At 34.6% G+C, this 16,756-nt stretch carries 9 protein-coding genes and 1 pseudogene; 4 read left to right on the top strand and 6 right to left on the bottom strand.

Annotation, left to right across the window (positions count from 1 at the left end; genetic code table 11):
• The first annotated feature begins 94 nt into the window (after nucleotides 1-94).
• Nucleotides 95-2,836, top strand: coding sequence for an ankyrin repeat domain-containing protein (locus HF196_RS04985; protein WP_168456079.1), 2,742 nt, complete (start codon nucleotides 95-97; stop codon nucleotides 2,834-2,836).
• Here the strand turns inward: HF196_RS04985 and HF196_RS04980 are convergent.
• The 4 genes from HF196_RS04980 to HF196_RS04965 all read right to left on the bottom strand — a co-directional run bounded on the left by HF196_RS04980 (nucleotide 2,833) and on the right by HF196_RS04965 (nucleotide 10,615).
• Nucleotides 2,833-3,693, bottom strand: a complete 861-nt coding sequence (locus HF196_RS04980) for an Rpn family recombination-promoting nuclease/putative transposase (protein ID WP_168456078.1) — start codon at nucleotides 3,691-3,693, stop codon at nucleotides 2,833-2,835. The two genes, HF196_RS04985 and HF196_RS04980, sit on opposite strands and share 4 nt — an antisense overlap.
• A 561-nt stretch (nucleotides 3,694-4,254) precedes the next feature.
• Nucleotides 4,255-5,889: an ankyrin repeat domain-containing protein gene (locus HF196_RS04975; protein ID WP_168456077.1), complete on the bottom strand. Its 1,635-nt coding sequence runs from the start codon at nucleotides 5,887-5,889 to the stop codon at nucleotides 4,255-4,257.
• A gap of 1,430 nt (nucleotides 5,890-7,319) precedes the next feature.
• Complete coding sequence (locus tag HF196_RS04970; protein WP_168456076.1) at nucleotides 7,320-7,949, bottom strand: hypothetical protein; 630 nt, start codon at nucleotides 7,947-7,949, stop codon at nucleotides 7,320-7,322.
• Nucleotides 7,950-8,470: 521 nt separating this feature from the next.
• A complete protein-coding gene (locus HF196_RS04965; RefSeq protein ID WP_168456075.1) occupies nucleotides 8,471-10,615 on the bottom strand; it encodes an AAA family ATPase in 2,145 nt (714 codons plus the stop codon).
• Between the two features lie 141 nt (nucleotides 10,616-10,756).
• On the opposite strand from HF196_RS04965, the gene HF196_RS04960 reads away from it, so the two are divergent.
• Complete coding sequence (locus tag HF196_RS04960) at nucleotides 10,757-10,972, top strand: hypothetical protein (protein WP_168456074.1); 216 nt, start codon at nucleotides 10,757-10,759, stop codon at nucleotides 10,970-10,972.
• A 520-nt stretch (nucleotides 10,973-11,492) separates the two neighbouring features.
• On the opposite strand, the gene HF196_RS04955 is transcribed toward HF196_RS04960, so the two are convergent.
• Together HF196_RS04955 and HF196_RS05950 are read right to left on the bottom strand one after the other, a co-directional pair.
• On the bottom strand, nucleotides 11,493-12,554 hold the full coding sequence (locus tag HF196_RS04955; protein ID WP_168456073.1) for an ankyrin repeat domain-containing protein: 1,062 nt from the start codon (nucleotides 12,552-12,554) through the stop codon (nucleotides 11,493-11,495).
• A gap of 288 nt (nucleotides 12,555-12,842) precedes the next feature.
• A pseudogene (locus tag HF196_RS05950) lies at nucleotides 12,843-14,129 on the bottom strand (ankyrin repeat domain-containing protein); the annotation flags it as partial.
• 360 nt (nucleotides 14,130-14,489) lie between these two features.
• On the opposite strand from HF196_RS05950, the gene HF196_RS04945 reads away from it, so the two are divergent.
• Nucleotides 14,490-16,136: a leucine-rich repeat domain-containing protein gene (locus tag HF196_RS04945; RefSeq protein ID WP_168456072.1), complete on the top strand. Its 1,647-nt coding sequence runs from the start codon at nucleotides 14,490-14,492 to the stop codon at nucleotides 16,134-16,136.
• A 143-nt stretch (nucleotides 16,137-16,279) separates the two neighbouring features.
• Entirely contained in the window at nucleotides 16,280-16,708 is a 429-nt protein-coding gene (locus HF196_RS04940) for a tetratricopeptide repeat protein (protein ID WP_168456071.1), read from the top strand.
• Nucleotides 16,709-16,756: the final 48 nt, after the last annotated feature.

Genomic DNA, 16,756 nt, shown 5'->3' with positions numbered 1-16,756 from the left:
TAGTGCAAAATAATTTCCATTAATACTTTTTATTGCATTATATTGTTTGTTTTGGTATAAACACAGAGGAATATTTTTAAAATAGGAGGTAGAAATGCTAGATCACTATGATATATTAGGTGTAAAATTAGATGCCACTCTAAGTGAAATAACAAAATCGTACAAAGCGTTATCTCTAAAATACCACCCAGATAGGTTGCCACCAGAAAAAATAGTAAGGTATAACTACCTATCGCAAAAAAGAAAAAATGATGATCTATCAGAAGTAGAAGAAGAGGAGTTAGATAATTTGGATGGAACTTTTAAAAGGCTACAAGCTGCATATGATACGTTATCTGATCAAAATAAAAGAGATAATTACACGGAAGATTTAAAGTTGCAACTATATACTAAGTTAGTTCAGTTTATTGAATGCAATAGTCTAGAAAAAATAAGAAGTCTGATAGAAAAATGTGGTTCAGTGGCTCACAGGGTTATTAACATACATAAGAATGAAATAAACTGGACAGCATTACATTATGCTATTGAGGCTGGTAATCCAGAAGTTGTAAAATTTCTTACGGAGAAAGGCGCTAATATTGATGCAAAGGACAATCACGGTAAAACACCTTCAAATATTGCTAAAGAAAAAGGACTCACAGAAATTGTGGATATATTGGCTAGTACAGAAAGAAAAAGTCCTACTTATACTTCTCTACATGACGCTGCTAGAGAAGGAGATTTAGGAGCAATAAAATACCTTGTTAGTAAAGGAGCCAATATTAATGACAAAGATAGAAGCGGTTGGGTACCTCTACATCGTGCTTCGCAAGAAGGAGAACTAGAGGCAGTACAATATCTGGTTGACAAAGGAGCTAATTTAAATATAGCTGACATCCATAATAGAATGACCCCACTTCATTTAGCTGCTTATAATGGCAGATTGGAAGTAGTACAATATCTAGTTGACAAAGGAGCTGACTTGAATGCAGCTACTATCTCTATCGGCCACACTCTCTTTTTTACTGCTTCGAAGAGTAGAGCAGCCACTATCACTTATTTTAGCAGAACTCCTCTTCATCTAGCTGCTGCAAAGGGTAGACTGGAAATAGTGCAATATCTAATCGAAGATAAAAAAGTTGATTTGAATGTAGCTGATTGGCTTAATAGAACTATTCTTCATTTGGCTTCTCAATATGGAAAACTGGAAGTAGTACAATATCTAGTTGACAAAGGAGCTGATTTAAATGTAGTTGATAAAGATGGTAGGGCTCCTCTGCACTTGGCTGCTATGATTGATCTTTTCGATAAGGATGATAGATTGAAAACAGTAAGATATCTAGTCGATAACGGAGCTAGTTTAAATGCAGCTGATAAAGATGGCATGATGCCTCTTCATTGGGCTGCTTTAGAAGGCAGATTAGAAATAGTAAAGTATCTAGTTGATAACGTGGCTGATCTAGATGCAGCTAATAAAGATGGCATGACGCCTCTTCATTTGGCTGCTTTAAAAGGCAGATTAGAAATAGTAAAGTATCTAGTCAATAATGGAGCCAATTTTAAGAAAACCACTAAAGATGGTACAACCTCTCTAGATTTAGCAGGGAATCGGCAAGTTGTTAACTTTTTAAAGGAGTGTTATATAAAACGGGCACAGAGAAAAAAGTGTAATATTCAATGTTATGAAAAGCAACAAAAAACATTTTTATATCTATCTAAGTTTGTTTCTAGTTATATTCCAAATTCAGAGGTAAAATCTCTAGAACAAGGCCTCTATCTCCCTTCTTTTGCGGCAAGGAATGTTAAATTTGAAGGCAAGTGTATTGCTATTACTCGTGGCTTATCCCAGGCTTTATTATCACGAAGTGGTGAATCTTTTGTAAGTAATCTAAAAGCTTCAGCCGAAATTTATGAGCGTATAGCGCAGGGCAAACAGGTATCAAAAAGAGAGGAAAGGGAAGCTTTTGCTTTTAGTAAATTACTGAGTAGCTTTGAAAGACAACAAGATTCTACTACGAATAGTTTACCTTCAAGCTTAATTCGTACTCAGGATCATAAGATGTTGAGCGAACTATCAGATTATATAGCTGGAATTAAAGGTGATTTTGCTATTCATCTAGTTACAAGTAACCACGTTGTTGCAATTTATAGAAAAGGTGATAATTATGCCTATTTTGATAGCAATGCAGCGTTTGTTTCTGGACTGAAAAGTATTGATCAACTGATGCAAGTTGTAGAAAAAGGAATAAAATCTGCTGGCTATGAAATGGGAGAAAAGGGTCTGCTTGTTGAGCACTTTGATGTTGCTAGAGCTAACAGCTTACTGTCTGATAAGGATAAGCAAATTTTAGCAAAAGAAATCAAAACAGAGCGTCAACTTCTGGCAGAGCAGGACAAGGAGCTTGGTCTTATTAAGTTTAATGGCCAAGAGATATCCAGAGTACAGCTATATGACTTTGGCACTAAAATTAACATAGGAGGCGGTGTACCATTACTTATCAATGCTGATATGAATTTAAGTAGTAAAAAATTTCAAGAGCACTTAGATAGAAAAGAAATAAGTATGACAGCTAGAGATTATCTTGATAGTTTAAAGAAAGGTCAGAATATGAAGGAAGTAGTGCAAGCAACCAAAGTAATTCCTTTTATAGGTTCAAGACGTGAAATTGAAGAAGCAGAGCAAACGCGGAAGCTAAAACAATCTTTATCAGAGTTGGCTAAAGGAGCGATTAATCATGTACTTGCTACTGTTGCTCTTACTAGTGTTATTCGTTCAGAAGCAAAAACTGGTGGACCTGAATCTCATTTTAGCAGCGTGACCGTGGACAAGCAGTTAAAGAGATCGCCAGGGCATTAAGTAATTTCTTTTTGTAGTTGTTTTATTTCATCTACTGAAAGGCCGGTAATTTGAGCGATAACATCTACAGAGACACCTGCTTTAAGTGAGTTTTTAGCAACTTCTATCTTTTCTGCTGCCCTACCTTCATTAAATTTCTGGTTGAGGCAAGATACATTATCATCCTCATTTTTCTTAGCCTGTCGATATATATCCCGCTCTTCCTTAGTCCAATTATACTCTATCAACTCATTATACGCTCTGCCAATAATCTCATCACTTCCTACTATTTTCTTTAGATCCTCTTCACTCGTTTCACTTGCATACTTAAAGAAATATATCCATTTTTCTACTATATTTTCTAATTGATCCTCTTTTGTTTTTGGAAACTTCGGTAATTCTATGAAAGTAAAACTAAAGTCCTTCAGGTCATGTTCGTGAGTAATCTTATCAAGAGTAACATGATCTGATTTGTAGGCTGATTTATTAGGAAATAGAACAAAATCAGTGATGGCAATGAAGATAACTTCTTTAAGTTCATGATATTTGTCACCTATTCCGGCTTGGCTAAAATAAGCTCCAGCAGCATAGTATTGAGCGCGTTTTTCAAAACCAGTGGTTCTAGCGACCTGCATCTCGCATATGAACTGAACACCTGAAGAATCTCTACAGAGTACATCGACAATACTCTCCTTTTTAGCAGCAATGTCAGGGTTTTGAATGGGACTTAGAAACTTTACATCCTTTATTTTAGCTTCACCAGTGAGGTTTAGAACATCATTGAGAAAATGAATGAGTATATCTTTATTGGTTTCAGTACCAAAGATGCGCCTGAAGGCATAATTATTTTTAGGATCTAAAAACTTTGACAAAGCCATAAGAAGTCAAGTGAAAAACCATTAATAATTATACACAATTCTGAGAAAATATTCAAGTTTTTTACATTTCAAAACTTTTGGGTATGTTAAAGAAAAAAATGAACGCCAGAGATGATCTGAGAAAGGAGTTTGGGGCTTTGGACCTCCTTTTCTATATCTCATCTCAATCGCCTCTATAAGCGACCTAAAAAGCCAGAGAAATGAATTTATGAGTTTAATAGCGTAAAAGACCTCAAAGATGCCAATTATTCTAGATTCAAAAGAGGCTGAGCGGTAAATTTCTCCATATCTTTCGTTTCTTCGGGTACTGCTATCTGCAGTAGTTGGTGCGTTGGTAGGTTATGGTACTGGCAAGTTTTGTGAGAAGGTTAGTAGCAAGCTCTCTGATACATCTAATGAACGTTCTGGACTAGGACAGAAGGTGTAATTCAAATTGTTGAGTGCATGCTGTGAGTTTTTATCCATTTGAGGATAAAGTACACCCAATATCGCGTAACCAATCACTGAGCTCTTCACGTCCTAGTACAAGTAATACTTAGATAATCGATACCAATGTGCTAACTAAGTTGCACGCTGCTGATTACTGCAGCACTGACTTATTGTTACATCAACAAGATATCCTGCTACGCCACCTACCACAGCACCAGTAATTCCTGATAGCACAACTGTTGCAGTTATTCCAATAGCAGCAATTTCAGGTATAATTCCCCTTGTAGCCAGCGTAGCACCCATAGCACTACACAATAATGCTGGAACTATAATCATCCATTTTCCTCTTGAGGACTGTTTTTGTGGAGAGTTATGTGTTGTATTATCTGTTATAGGCTGCTGAACACAATGTAAATCATTGTTAATTGAGTTCTCTTCGCGTCCATTAAATAATTTTACAAGCTTACCTTTTCCCTTTAACTTAGCACAGTGTAATGCGCTGGAACTTGATTTCCCTATTCCTGCCTGAATACAAAACTTAGGGTCAACACCTGCCCCCAACAGTAATTTTGCAATCTCAATATCGTGATTAGTTTCCATGCTGTCACCCGCAGCAATATGATGCAACATCAGATTTTTTGTTGTACTGGATAAATGAGGCAAGAGCATTTCCACTACACCTCTGCTAAATTTTATGATTTCAAGAGAGTTTAATTCTTCAGCCTTAGCACCATGCTCAAGAAGTGCCTTAGCAATATCAATCTTATTTTCTTTTATAGCAATATGCAGCGGTATACACGAAGTACCATGTACATTAGGATTTGCACCGTGCCTTAAAAGTATATTTACAACATCAAGGTTGCCTAGCTCACATGCAATATATAAAGGAGTCTTGTTATAATCACCAATAATATTTACATCTATAGCGGATGTTGGGTCGTGTGTATTATCTTTTGACAAAACGTCGTTAAGAAAATCTATCCAACTAGGATCTTTGCAGGCACTTTTCACAATATAGTGAAACATCCTTTGCTTATCAGATGCGTATGGTAAGAGCATTTCTATTGTACTACGGCTAAAACCTCTGTAGTCTAGGTCATCAGTTTCAGCACTACGCTCAAGAAGTACCTTAGCAATATCAATATTGTTTTCTTTTATAGCAATATGCAATGGTACAAACGAGATACCACGTATATTAGGATCTGCTCCGTACTCTAAAAGCATATTTACAACATTAAGGTTGCCTAACTCACACGCAACACATAAAGGAGTGTCACTTTGACCATTTCTCCTATTCACATCTATAATTCGATTTTCCCTGTCTGAATTATATTTTAATAAAACTTCAAGACATTCTATCCAACTAGGATCCTTGCAGGCACTTTTCACAATATAGTGAAACATCCTTTGCTTATCAGATGCGTATGGTAAGAGCATTTCTATTGTACTACGGCTAAAACCTCTGTAGTCTAGGTAATCAGTTTCAGCACCGTACTTAAGGAGCGCTTCAACAAAGTTAACTTTGTTTGTTCTTAAAGCATAATACAGTGGTGAATCACTATGATATACATTAGGATCTGCTCCGTACTCTAAAAGCATATTTACAACATTAAGGTTATCCAGTTCACACGCAACATCTAAAGGAGTCTTATTATGATCATTCATAATATGTACATTTATAGCTGACATTGAAGTGTTTGAATTAGATTCTGATAAAACTTTTTCAAGACATTCTATCCAACTAGGATCCTTGCAAGCTTTTTCCACAATATAGTGTAATATCTTTTGCCTATAAGGTATATATGGTAAGAGCGCCTCTACCGCACTCTTACTAATACGTTTTATCTCTTTAAGACAGTTAAACTCTTCAGTTTTAGCACCGTGCTTAAGAAGTGTCTTAGCAATATCAATTTTGTTCGTTCTTAAAATTGTTTCACATTCATATTGAGCCAGGGCTTACCAGTAGCAAGAGCCAATCCTGCATGGTAATTTCGGGAGGCAGACCAACCCACTTTGAACAATCCACTCTTGAACAACTTATTTCACCTACCATAAAGCTACCAAAACGCTGTAGTTTAAAACGTTATACAATTGGAAATTTTTACCTAGAGACATGGTATAAATAAACGTGTACATATATATACGTAACGAATCGCAAATTCGTCCAAAAAAAATGCAAAAACTTGAATTTTTTTTATAGTTTTTGTACTTCCATGCCAAAAGACCAACAATCTCTCAATTGTAGGTTTCAGATTGTTGAGCTTTTATTTATAAAAACTCTAACTAAAGTATTTTAATATTCATGCCAATTGCAAAGCATATCTTTCAAACATTTCAGCTACCACATTCAATGGGTTATTTGGATTTTGTTACAGAGGCTCTTTGGGTGAGGGTAGTCAAGCCCACCTAAAGTCATTAGTAGTTTTAAAAAACGTATTAAAACTTACTTGTGTAAATTCCTACTAGGTTTGTTCATCAATATCCATGCTCATATTCGAGTTTTAAAGGGTGTTACAGACGATCTTTGAATAAAACTATACAAACCAAACCCCCCATATCTAATTACAAGTGGCTCTATAAATGCCCTCTAAATCGTTTTAAATGGCTATCACGTTTTTACCACCTTGTAACAAGTTTTTTTCTTTTCTCTCCCCCTTATAGCTCATAGCTTAAGCTTATAACTTAATTAGCTTTATATTCATAGTTTTATTTTTATAGCTTTTATATTTTTATATTTATTTATATTTATATTTATTATGTATATAATATTTACATATATTATATACATATATAAGATTTTCGGAAATCTGAAATCAGCCAGACTGGCGGGTTTGAACCGTTTCCAAAATGTAAAATTTAAAATGATGGAAATGCAAGATTTTTGCATATAAGACAATCAGGAAACATAGAACTTTAATATCTTAGGTGTAACGTACTATGCGTTTCCAAATTTGCCAAAAATCCCGAAATCCCAAAAACCGGAAATCCTATTTTAGTACCCTTTTCTTACCTTTTAGAGCCCCTTTGTGATCTCAAAAAAGAAACGTTCTCTGGTTGAGCGACTACCTACTTAAAAACGTATTTTTTAAGGTTTTCTTTACAGTCCTTTCAATCTTAACTTGTGTAGCTGTTTTACTACTTTTGCATTCTCTTTCACATACTGTAAAATTCAGGTCCATTGTTCCTGTATAGATGCCCTAACAAGGCTGTGGTTGCTTAGGACTATGGCTTTTATCAGCATTATCAACTTTCGTACTACTAACTAAGCTATCTGGCTGTTTACCACTTCCATCTGGAAAGAAGCACTCAATTACCTTATCGATCACAAAACCTAAAAGATACAAAACAGCTAAAGCTGCTACCAGAGTTACGGCACATATAGCTGCAGGTGATGTAAGTCCAAGAGCAACTAGTCCTGCTCCGATTCCAAAGGACACAGCAATATTAGCAATATGCCTGACACAACTCTTAACTTTATACTCAGTGCTATTGTAATATTCTGTTAAAATTTGTTGATGCTTTGAGGACATGACTTCTTTATTTGATAACCATGGTCTGAAACTATAACAAGCATCGATTACAAACAATACTAACGGTATAACAGAACCAATGATTCCACCTGCAATGAAAGGTGATAAATTAACATAACTTAGAGCTAAACCTGTAAGAGTTCCTATACCAGCTGCAATTCCTGTTACTGTTCCTACTGCTGTTCCTAAAGATAGTACTAGCATAAATACCATTGCTGGGCCAAGTTCAAAACATTCTTTTACAAAACCATTTTTCGCTTGAATTGCTTCGTTTAATTGTTCTCTTGTATAGGCCATAGTTAACTTAAAATTAATAATCACAATAATAACATTTTTGGTTCATACAGGCAACTTATCTTACAAAACCTCTTTAAATCTAAAAATTTTTCTTTTAAGGAGCATAAAAAAGCTATTAAACTTAAATGTAATTTTACTCCGTGACAGTGTAAGCACTAAGAGTGCCTCTTAATAAAATTTTAAGGTATGTTATAGGCGTTTTTCTATCCTAAAAATCTTACCCAGCTTAAAAAGAGGTTTTCTAGCCTTTTCTTAAAAGATCAAGTTTTAAGCATATAATGGAGACAAAGATTTACATTTATTATTTTACGTCTCCAATTTTATCACATCTGTTGAAGAGATTTTAAGTTGGCAGTTCTTCCACTCAACTACTAATATATACTATGAGTAATAACATAGTATATATTTATATATATAGCTTTGTGCCATCTTGCCAACTTGCCTAAGTCAGCCATAGAAGAGGACTTTAGCCATGCTGTTAAGATGGCAACTTTTTGCCATCTTGCCAACTTACTATTTTCTTAAACTGTTGATTTCCTTGCATTTTTATTAATCTTAAGATGGCAAGATGGCGAATTCTTGAGTTTGCCATCTTCTTTTATAGCATTATGTACAACCCAAATATCTGGATTTTCAACTGGTAGTGGTACCCCTTCATTTGCTGAAATATAATAATCTGGTTTTACCAATACATAATTATCTTCAGAAACTTTTAACTCCATGTCTTTCACACATAAATAACCATACTTTGATTTAGTGTTTGATGATTTATATCCAATAGCTTCTTTAAAGAATTTAATATATCCAAGGGCTGCAAGATGGCTTATCCTTTCACGAATACTACGTTCGCTTCCAAGACCTAACTTCCCTTCAAAGCACTTGGCAAAGTGTGCAGCAGTATAAATTTCACCTTTATATGCCTCATTAGCAATTAACTCTAAAATAATGTCATGTCTTCTTGACCGTTCTAAATCAAGTTTTCGACTATAATTATCTCTTACTACTCTTCCTGGATCAAAGTTTATACCATGCTGCATAAATGATCCGTCTTGCCAATAAAACAAAATTTTATCTTGTACAGATGCAGAATAATTAGCTTTCATTCGACTAAGAACACGATCATTAGGGCTAGTACCAGCTTTTTCTGGTCTTGATAAATACCATCTAGATCGAACAGAATTATTCCATGCTGTTGAACCTCCTGTACCTGTTTTTCGTACTATTCCTGAGTCAGAAGGATGAGCACACAACAGCACAGCTCCTTTTATTACTTCTGCTATTCGACCACAGCAGTTTTGAATAAATTGTCTCACATGGGAACGATTATTTTCATTACCTCCGAATAGATCTGCTGCTGTATCTAAAATTACTAGTTTTGGCTGAAATGATTCGATATCCTCAAGTAGTTCTTGAAAGTAAGGAGTTAATTGACCTATATCTTTGTTATTAAAAACCATCAGTACATTATTTTTCCATACTCGAGATGACAAGCGAACATTGTCATGAAAATCAGAAGATTCCATGTCCAATTGATATAGTTTATGTATTGCACATTGCCTACGCCAAAGCTCTTCCTCCTCATCCTCACAAAACACACCATATGTTTTTATCTGTTCAATATCTATACCAAGCCAAGATTTGCCAATACCAGCGGCTGTTATTAATTGTTGAGCAAGGAGAGATTTTCCAACACCACCATCACCATAAAGAGCTGTAACACTTCCCACAGGTAGCCAGTCCTTAATAATCCACTTTCTTTCTGGAGGAGTGTTGGTCCAAGTTGTGGTATCAATTGTCTTTGACTTTCTGGGAGTTTTATTTTTAAGAATAAATTCTTCAACATTTACTCCCTCTAGTATACAATCAGCAGCATCCCAACCTTTTGGTTTATCCTGTGGAATTCTGAGCGTAACAAGTGAGGTAACTCCTAGTTCCAAAAGCTTCTTTTTAGCATTTTCAGCATATCTACTTCCTGCTTCATCGTTATCTGGCCAAATAATAATATGTTTACCTTTTAGTGGTGACCAATCAGTTTTTTCAACTGGTGCTTTTGCTCCAAACATTGCTGTTGTTGCAGTAATTCCTTGTTGTATAAGCGCTTCTGCACACTTTTCCCCTTCTACAAGCATAACCTTTTCAGACTTTAGAATACCTGGAATATTATAAAGTGGCCTCACATCTGGTTCTTTAAATCTCTGTTCTTTGACATCAAAAGGGCGATATTCTTTTCCTTCAGGTGGATCATAGCGATAAACTTTAGCAATAACCTGATTATTTTCATCTAGATAACTCCAACTACAAGTTAGGTATTGTTCTAGCTCTCTGATGCTCTTTTTCCCTTTGGGGTGCTGTCTGCCAAGCCATTCTCCTATTGAATTTATAACCTGAGGAAACTCTGTCCTTGTACTTTTCCCATGTACCGCTGCCCAAAGATCGATGATGTCACCTTTATCTTCAGTCGCAAAGTCATGCCATAATCCTGCTTTTTCACCTCTTGTTTCTACTACCAAGCTTTTTCCCTTATCTCCCCTGATGTTACCAACATAGAATACCCCGTTACGGAAAGTGCCATTTGGTAGTAGATAAGACAAACACAAGTTTATTCTTGAGAGTAGCTCCGCTTTCACTTCTGCTGCTTTTTCAAATAAAGTTTGCTCAGCGTGCATATTTTTTTCTCCTTTTAATAAATGTTAGATTAATTCCTTAGTGAAAATTCTTTTGACAATAGTGTGATACTTTAAAAGGTAGTTTTACCTCAGACATAATGAGTGGAGAGATGTTTCTACACCCTATACTAAAGTAATACCGTGTTTCCTACGGGCCTTTATGAAAATAAAGAAAATTTTTTTCAATGCTCTACTTTTTTATATTTTGGTAATAAAATTACTGAGTATTCGATAGACGATAAACTAGATAACAATAAGTATTTTCAAGATTTTTTATACGACAAGGCGGTTGTTATTCCATTGATAAAGTTGACAGCAGAATTTGATAAACTGTGTAAAAATATAGCAGAAAAATAACTCAAGATATCTTTTCTTCAAGAGTACTTTTGCTTTAATTATCTTTAAACTCCAACTTTCACACGCTGTGATAGAATTTTGTGAATTTTTGTTTTATAAACTAAGCCATTGTAATCTTATCACAATTAAATATAGATGTCAATATTTTCTAAATCTATTTTAAAAGATGCAAATCATTGTCAGGAAAAAATTAATCAATATATTCATGGGCACAAGCATATGAGATGTAAGAAAGTTGACATAAGTAGAGTTGCTTACTCAAATAATCCCTTTATTTCTTATACCAGCAAGTGGTTATCTATTAAGGGTCTAGTATTTTATACCTTTGGTAGCTGTGTTCAGCTTTTTACACCTAAAGAGATTTGTTTAACAGTGTGCTAAGACCTTCTTTCCTTTAAATTACCTTCCAGAATAAAAGCCCTATTTGTTAAAGTTTTAAACAGTATTACGGTAGGCAAGAAACATTCAACTACACTCACATCCTTCATAAGCAGCTATACAACATAAGACAATTAATTCCTTAGTTTTCCATTGATCGAGCTTGGCATAAACTTTCTACCTTTGTGTCGCTCAGACTACTACTGCATCTCTCTGCTTTGGAAACAGCAAAATATTTAGCGCTGCTTTTATCTTCTTCAAATAAAGCTTTTCTCTTTATTCCTTTAGGTAAATTCTCTGTTGCTTTGTTTAAATTTTCTATATCATCATTTGTTAGGTATCTAACTATTTTTTCACTGACACTACTTACTTCAGGTAAATGCTTTCCACAACCAATATTAACAATTTTTATAATGCTGTCCTCACCCTTATCTAATAAAATTGCTCTGTCTTTTCCTTTCTTATACTGACTTTGTATTTTACTAGCATATATAGGAAATTCTGTTTGATAATTTCCTGTTTCTAGCCTTTTTTTTATGTTTTTATTCTTTATGTAAGATGCTAATTTATTGTCTTTGCTTATTAAAACGTCATAAAATGTTATACCCTGATCGATCTTTTCTTCTTTCATTTTTTTCACTTCATTTAGACATTTATCCCAATATTCAGAAATTTCTCTATGCTTTGTTAGGTAACCTGGCTTTTGTGCCTTAGAACCCTTTAGTTTAATTTCATGTGCTATTAGAAACTTTGCTACATCTAATTCACTAATTTGAGCAGCTAAATGTGAAGCAGTGTTGCCGTTATTATTTATTATATTAACATCAGCCCCTTTTTCTACAAGGTATTTAACTATGTCTAAGCAGCTTGTGAGAGTAGCATAATGTAAAGCAGTGTTGCCGTCATTATTTGCTTTATTGATATCAACATTTTCTTTGTCTACAAGGTATTTAACTGTATCTAAGTGGCCATTCAAAGCAGCCATATGCAACAAAGTACATCTAATATCAATTTGGTAATGTAGTGTATTCAACAATACGTTGAATAGGTGGTTCACATCAAAGCCTTTTCGTTTCCACTTTTGATATGTGTCAAAGCATTGTTCTTTTAATTTTGCTTTTACCTGTTCAAGTACATCACCTGGGTTGTTGTTGAATTCTATCGCATTTAGTATTTCTTTCCACTGTTCCAGCGTTAAAGCCATATCTTCCCCTTAAATATCAATAGAGTTTCATTATTACACTTCTTAAACACGTGAGAGTCAAAATTTGTCTGTATGAATTTTTAGTTTATTATAGCTTAGTTAATACAAAAATACACGCCAATATTTGTTTTGATACGAAGAAGGGATATTGATTTTAGTTCTACTGAATATAGTAAACTACCGGGTAATTTCTTCCAGCAAAGGCTAATTGTTAAGTAGGGATCGAGCTACACCAGCAGTAACTTTACCAAATTGATAGAGCATTTAATTAGCATTTTTGTTTCTTACCTACCTATTAAGATTATTTCCAAAGCCACCTACTTCTACATTAGAAAAACAAGTTGACACTTTGTCTTCTCCAAACACATTTTTACAGAAACATTTTTTACATTCTTTTAGAACATTATCCAATCCAACATTACCACTAAATTCAACTCCTCTTCTTAAGCTGTCTTTTATTTTCGGATATGCTCTTTTTAGCTCAGCACGTACTATAGCTTTTTCTTTTGAACCCAAATTGCTTATTTCATCTTTTACAAATGAATTAAATTTCTTAAGAGCAAACTGAACCGCAACACTGGTATTTGGTATAACCTCAATCCCTTGACTTGTTAACTTTTGATAACGTTTACTTGGAGCGTCATCTAAAGCATCTAGAACATCTCTCATACAAACAACAAGAGCAACATTTTCACTATTTAGAAAGCTACCAGCATTACTAGTTTTAACTGTCTTATTATGTTGTGATATACCAGGCAAACTTTGTTCTCTAGAGTTCCCTAATTTTTCAGGTACAACAGCTTGAAACCCAAACAACTCACCTATAGAACCTTTTGCCCAACCAAATAAACCATTTATCCATAAAGATGGCTTACTCCCTCTACTTGTAGCTTGATTATTTTTTATCATGATATTGTCATCCTCAACACTACGTCGACTACGAGTATCTGTTGACAAGATTTCCTCTTTCTCTTTTCTCATACTTTCCTCTAACAAGCTAACTATTTCTATATGATTTGCTTTTGCAAGATCTAAAGGTGTTTTACCTTCATTATCCTTTGCATTAACATCAGCTCCTTTTTCTATGAGAAGCCCAACTAACTTTAAATTCCCTTCTTGGGCAGCATAGTGAAGTGCTGTTCTATGGCGATTATCTTGTACCGTTGCAAGAAAACTAGCTACTTCTGTTTTACCATTCTTACATGCTAACTCAAAAGGTGTTTTATTATCATCATTTTTAGCGTTAATATCAGCACCCATATCTATAAGAAGCTTAGCTATATTTCCTGTATTGGAGACAGCAGCGGAATGTAAAGGTGTCCAACCAAACCTGTCTTTAGCATTAATACTAGCACCTTTATCGACAAGAAACTTTACAACTTCCAAGTTACTTAATGATGCGGCGTGATACAGTGATGTACGTCCTTCTTTATCAGTATCATCGCTCGCACCACTGCTTAAAAGAAACTCTATAATATCTGTATTGCCTGTAATTGCAGCAACATGTATAGGTTGTTTGCCAGAATCATCCTTAGTAAGAATATCAGCCCCTCTACTAAGACATTCTTTAACCCTATCAAGATTACCTTACTTTATAGCGTTGAACAATTTCCTATCAACTTCTCTCATAAACCCTCCTATGATACTAGTCTTTCTTTACGCTATAAAATTGTTATTAAATTATGTAAATTTCAGTATACGTAGCACAGATATTTTTGGCATGCAACAAATTTTTTTTCTGCACGAAATTACCATTACAACTATATGCGATTCTTTTAGAGGGTTTTAAAATAGAGCTCTAGCATAATCTAAAAAGAATAGTGTAGGTGATATAAAAAACATTAATATGAAGTTCTCGTAAATTCTTATACAACAAAGCAATTGACAGTTGCTGAAACGCTAACTACGTTATACCTATGTTAATTGGGGGGTAAAGTGAATTTTAATCAGTACGTAAAAGGTGACGCTTTAGAAGTATTATATGTAAAAATCAATGTAAACGAGCTGGTAAATTTTTTACAAAATAATACACACATTATAAGGCTTAGTTTAGAACGAGCAGGAATTGATGATGAAGGTGCAAAAAGATTAGCCGAGCTTACACATCTTACTTCGCTTAATTTAGTAGGTAATGAAATTAGTAACAAAGGTGCAGAGGCTTTAGCTAATGGAAATCTTTTAAACCTTACTGAGCTTTATTTATCACATAATGGTATAGGTGACAAAGGTGTAGAAGCCTTAGCTAAGCTTACATATCTTACTTCACTTGGTTTGGGGTGGAACAATATTGGTAATAAAGGTGTGGAAGCCTTAGCTAAGCTCACACATCTCACTACACTTAATCTAGAAAGTACCAAAATCGGTAACAAAAGCGCTGAAACCTTAGTCGGGCTCACACATCTTACTGCACTTAGCTTAGGATGGAATAATATTAGTAATAAAGGAGCAGAAGCTTTAGCTAAACTTTCAAATCTTACTTCACTTAGTTTAGGGTGGAATAGTATAGGTGACAAAGGTGTGGAAGCCTTAGCTAATGGAAATCTTACACAACTTACTGAACTTTACTTAAGTAAAAATAATATTAGTGACGAAGGCATAAAAGCTTTAGCTAATGGTAATATTTTGAGCCTTACTAAACTTAATTTAAGGTATAATAGTATAGGTGACAAAGGAGCAGAGACTTTAGCTAATGGCAGTCTTTTAAACCTTACTGAGCTTTATTTATCATATAATAGTATAGGTGATAAAGGAGCAGAAGCCTTGGCTAATGGAAATCTTACACAACTTACTGAACTTTATTTATCAGATAACAGTATAGGTGATAAAGGAGCAGAGGCCTTAGCCAATGGCAATCTTTCAAACCTTACAAAACTTTATTTACATTTCAGCAAAATCAGTGACAAAGGTAAAGAGGCTTTGGCTACCCTTTCACATCTTAATGAACTTCACTTAAGTATAGGTAGCGTTGGTGACGATGATGTAGAAACTCAAGTTAGGTTTTCAAGATTTACTAAACGTGATTTACGTAGAAGAAATTTTAGGACCCGGTATATAGAAGATATCTTTACTTTACCAGAAAAAAGATATCTAGAAGAAGAGTTCAAAGAAGAAGGTATAAACCAGATAAGAGAAACGGAAGAAAGTTATCAAACTGAAATAACAGCATTAAGGGAGGAGAATCAAAATATAGCTAGAGAATTAACAGATAGTCAAAATAGAGCAAGAGAAATAGAAGAAAGGTTAGAGGAGGAAAGACAGAGCAGAGCACGGGAAATAGAGGAAATTCAAAAGAGAATAAAGAAAATGGAAGGTAGGTGTCAAACTGAATTAATGAGCTTAAAAAAAGAAAGTCAAAATGAATCAAGAGAAATAGAAAAAGTCAAAGCTCAATACACCCAATTTATAAGGAGTGTTATACAAAATGCTACAGAAGTCTTACAAAAAGTAAGTGCTGGCCAACAATGGACTCGAGATGCTGCCAATGATCAAACTACGTATCCAGGCAGTCAACTAGATGAGGTACAGCCAATGTCGCGTAATCAGTTACTGAACTCTTTATGTTCTAGTGGCAGTGGAGATTAACAGGCAGGTCTTGTTGCATTGCTAATTATATAAAGTATGCAATTCATGGAGTGGAATTGTTTTATGAGAGAAGTTAATTAAAAATTATAGTCAATCTATAATCTTGATAGTTCAAAGGTTTTTTAATAAAGGAGCTGATGTTAATGTTAGAGGATGGTAAACCTTTGTGTGTTGCTAGAGAAAAGAGGCATATAGATGTAGCTACACATCTTAAAGGTAAAATGGCTGAAATATTATATAGCCAAGGTAAATATAGTGAAGCTTTACAAGTTTTTACAGAGGTGTTTAATACTCAAAAGGTCAAGTTAGGACCTGATCATCCCGATGCTTTAATAACTTACCACAATATGGCAGCAGTACTTTACAAACAAGGTAACTATAGTGAGACTCTAAGAATTCTTCAGGAGATACTCAACATTGAGAAGGTTAAGTTGGGGCCTGGTCATCCTAGTACTGTATTAACTAGCTGTAATATTGAGATAGTATCAAAGCAACAGGCAGAAACCCGGCTATCAGAGGAAACGGATGATAACCATGAAACTCATCTAAAAGATCTCACACTGGAGAGATAGAATAAGCTATTAACAATAGCTGATAATTACCGCCGATTAAGGTTGAGT

It is taken from the genome of Wolbachia endosymbiont of Ctenocephalides felis wCfeJ, from assembly GCF_012277315.1.
Classification (GTDB): domain Bacteria; phylum Pseudomonadota; class Alphaproteobacteria; order Rickettsiales; family Anaplasmataceae; genus Wolbachia.
The sequence above is the reverse complement of the archived record's forward strand: the minus strand, read 5'-3'. Positions and strand labels throughout refer to the sequence as shown.

What these genes read in the sequence shown, in the direction of transcription:
- HF196_RS04985 (WP_168456079.1), top strand. Translation starts at nt 95, where the DNA reads ATGCTAGATCACTATGATATATTAGGTGTAAAATTAGATGCCACTCTA.
- HF196_RS04980 (WP_168456078.1), bottom strand. Translation starts at nt 3,693, where the DNA reads ATGGCTTTGTCAAAGTTTTTAGATCCTAAAAATAATTATGCCTTCAGG.
- HF196_RS04970 (WP_168456076.1), bottom strand. Translation starts at nt 7,949, where the DNA reads ATGGCCTATACAAGAGAACAATTAAACGAAGCAATTCAAGCGAAAAAT.
- HF196_RS04965 (WP_168456075.1), bottom strand. Translation starts at nt 10,615, where the DNA reads ATGCACGCTGAGCAAACTTTATTTGAAAAAGCAGCAGAAGTGAAAGCG.
- HF196_RS04955 (WP_168456073.1), bottom strand. Translation starts at nt 12,554, where the DNA reads ATGGCTTTAACGCTGGAACAGTGGAAAGAAATACTAAATGCGATAGAA.
- HF196_RS04940 (WP_168456071.1), top strand. Translation starts at nt 16,280, where the DNA reads ATGTTAGAGGATGGTAAACCTTTGTGTGTTGCTAGAGAAAAGAGGCAT.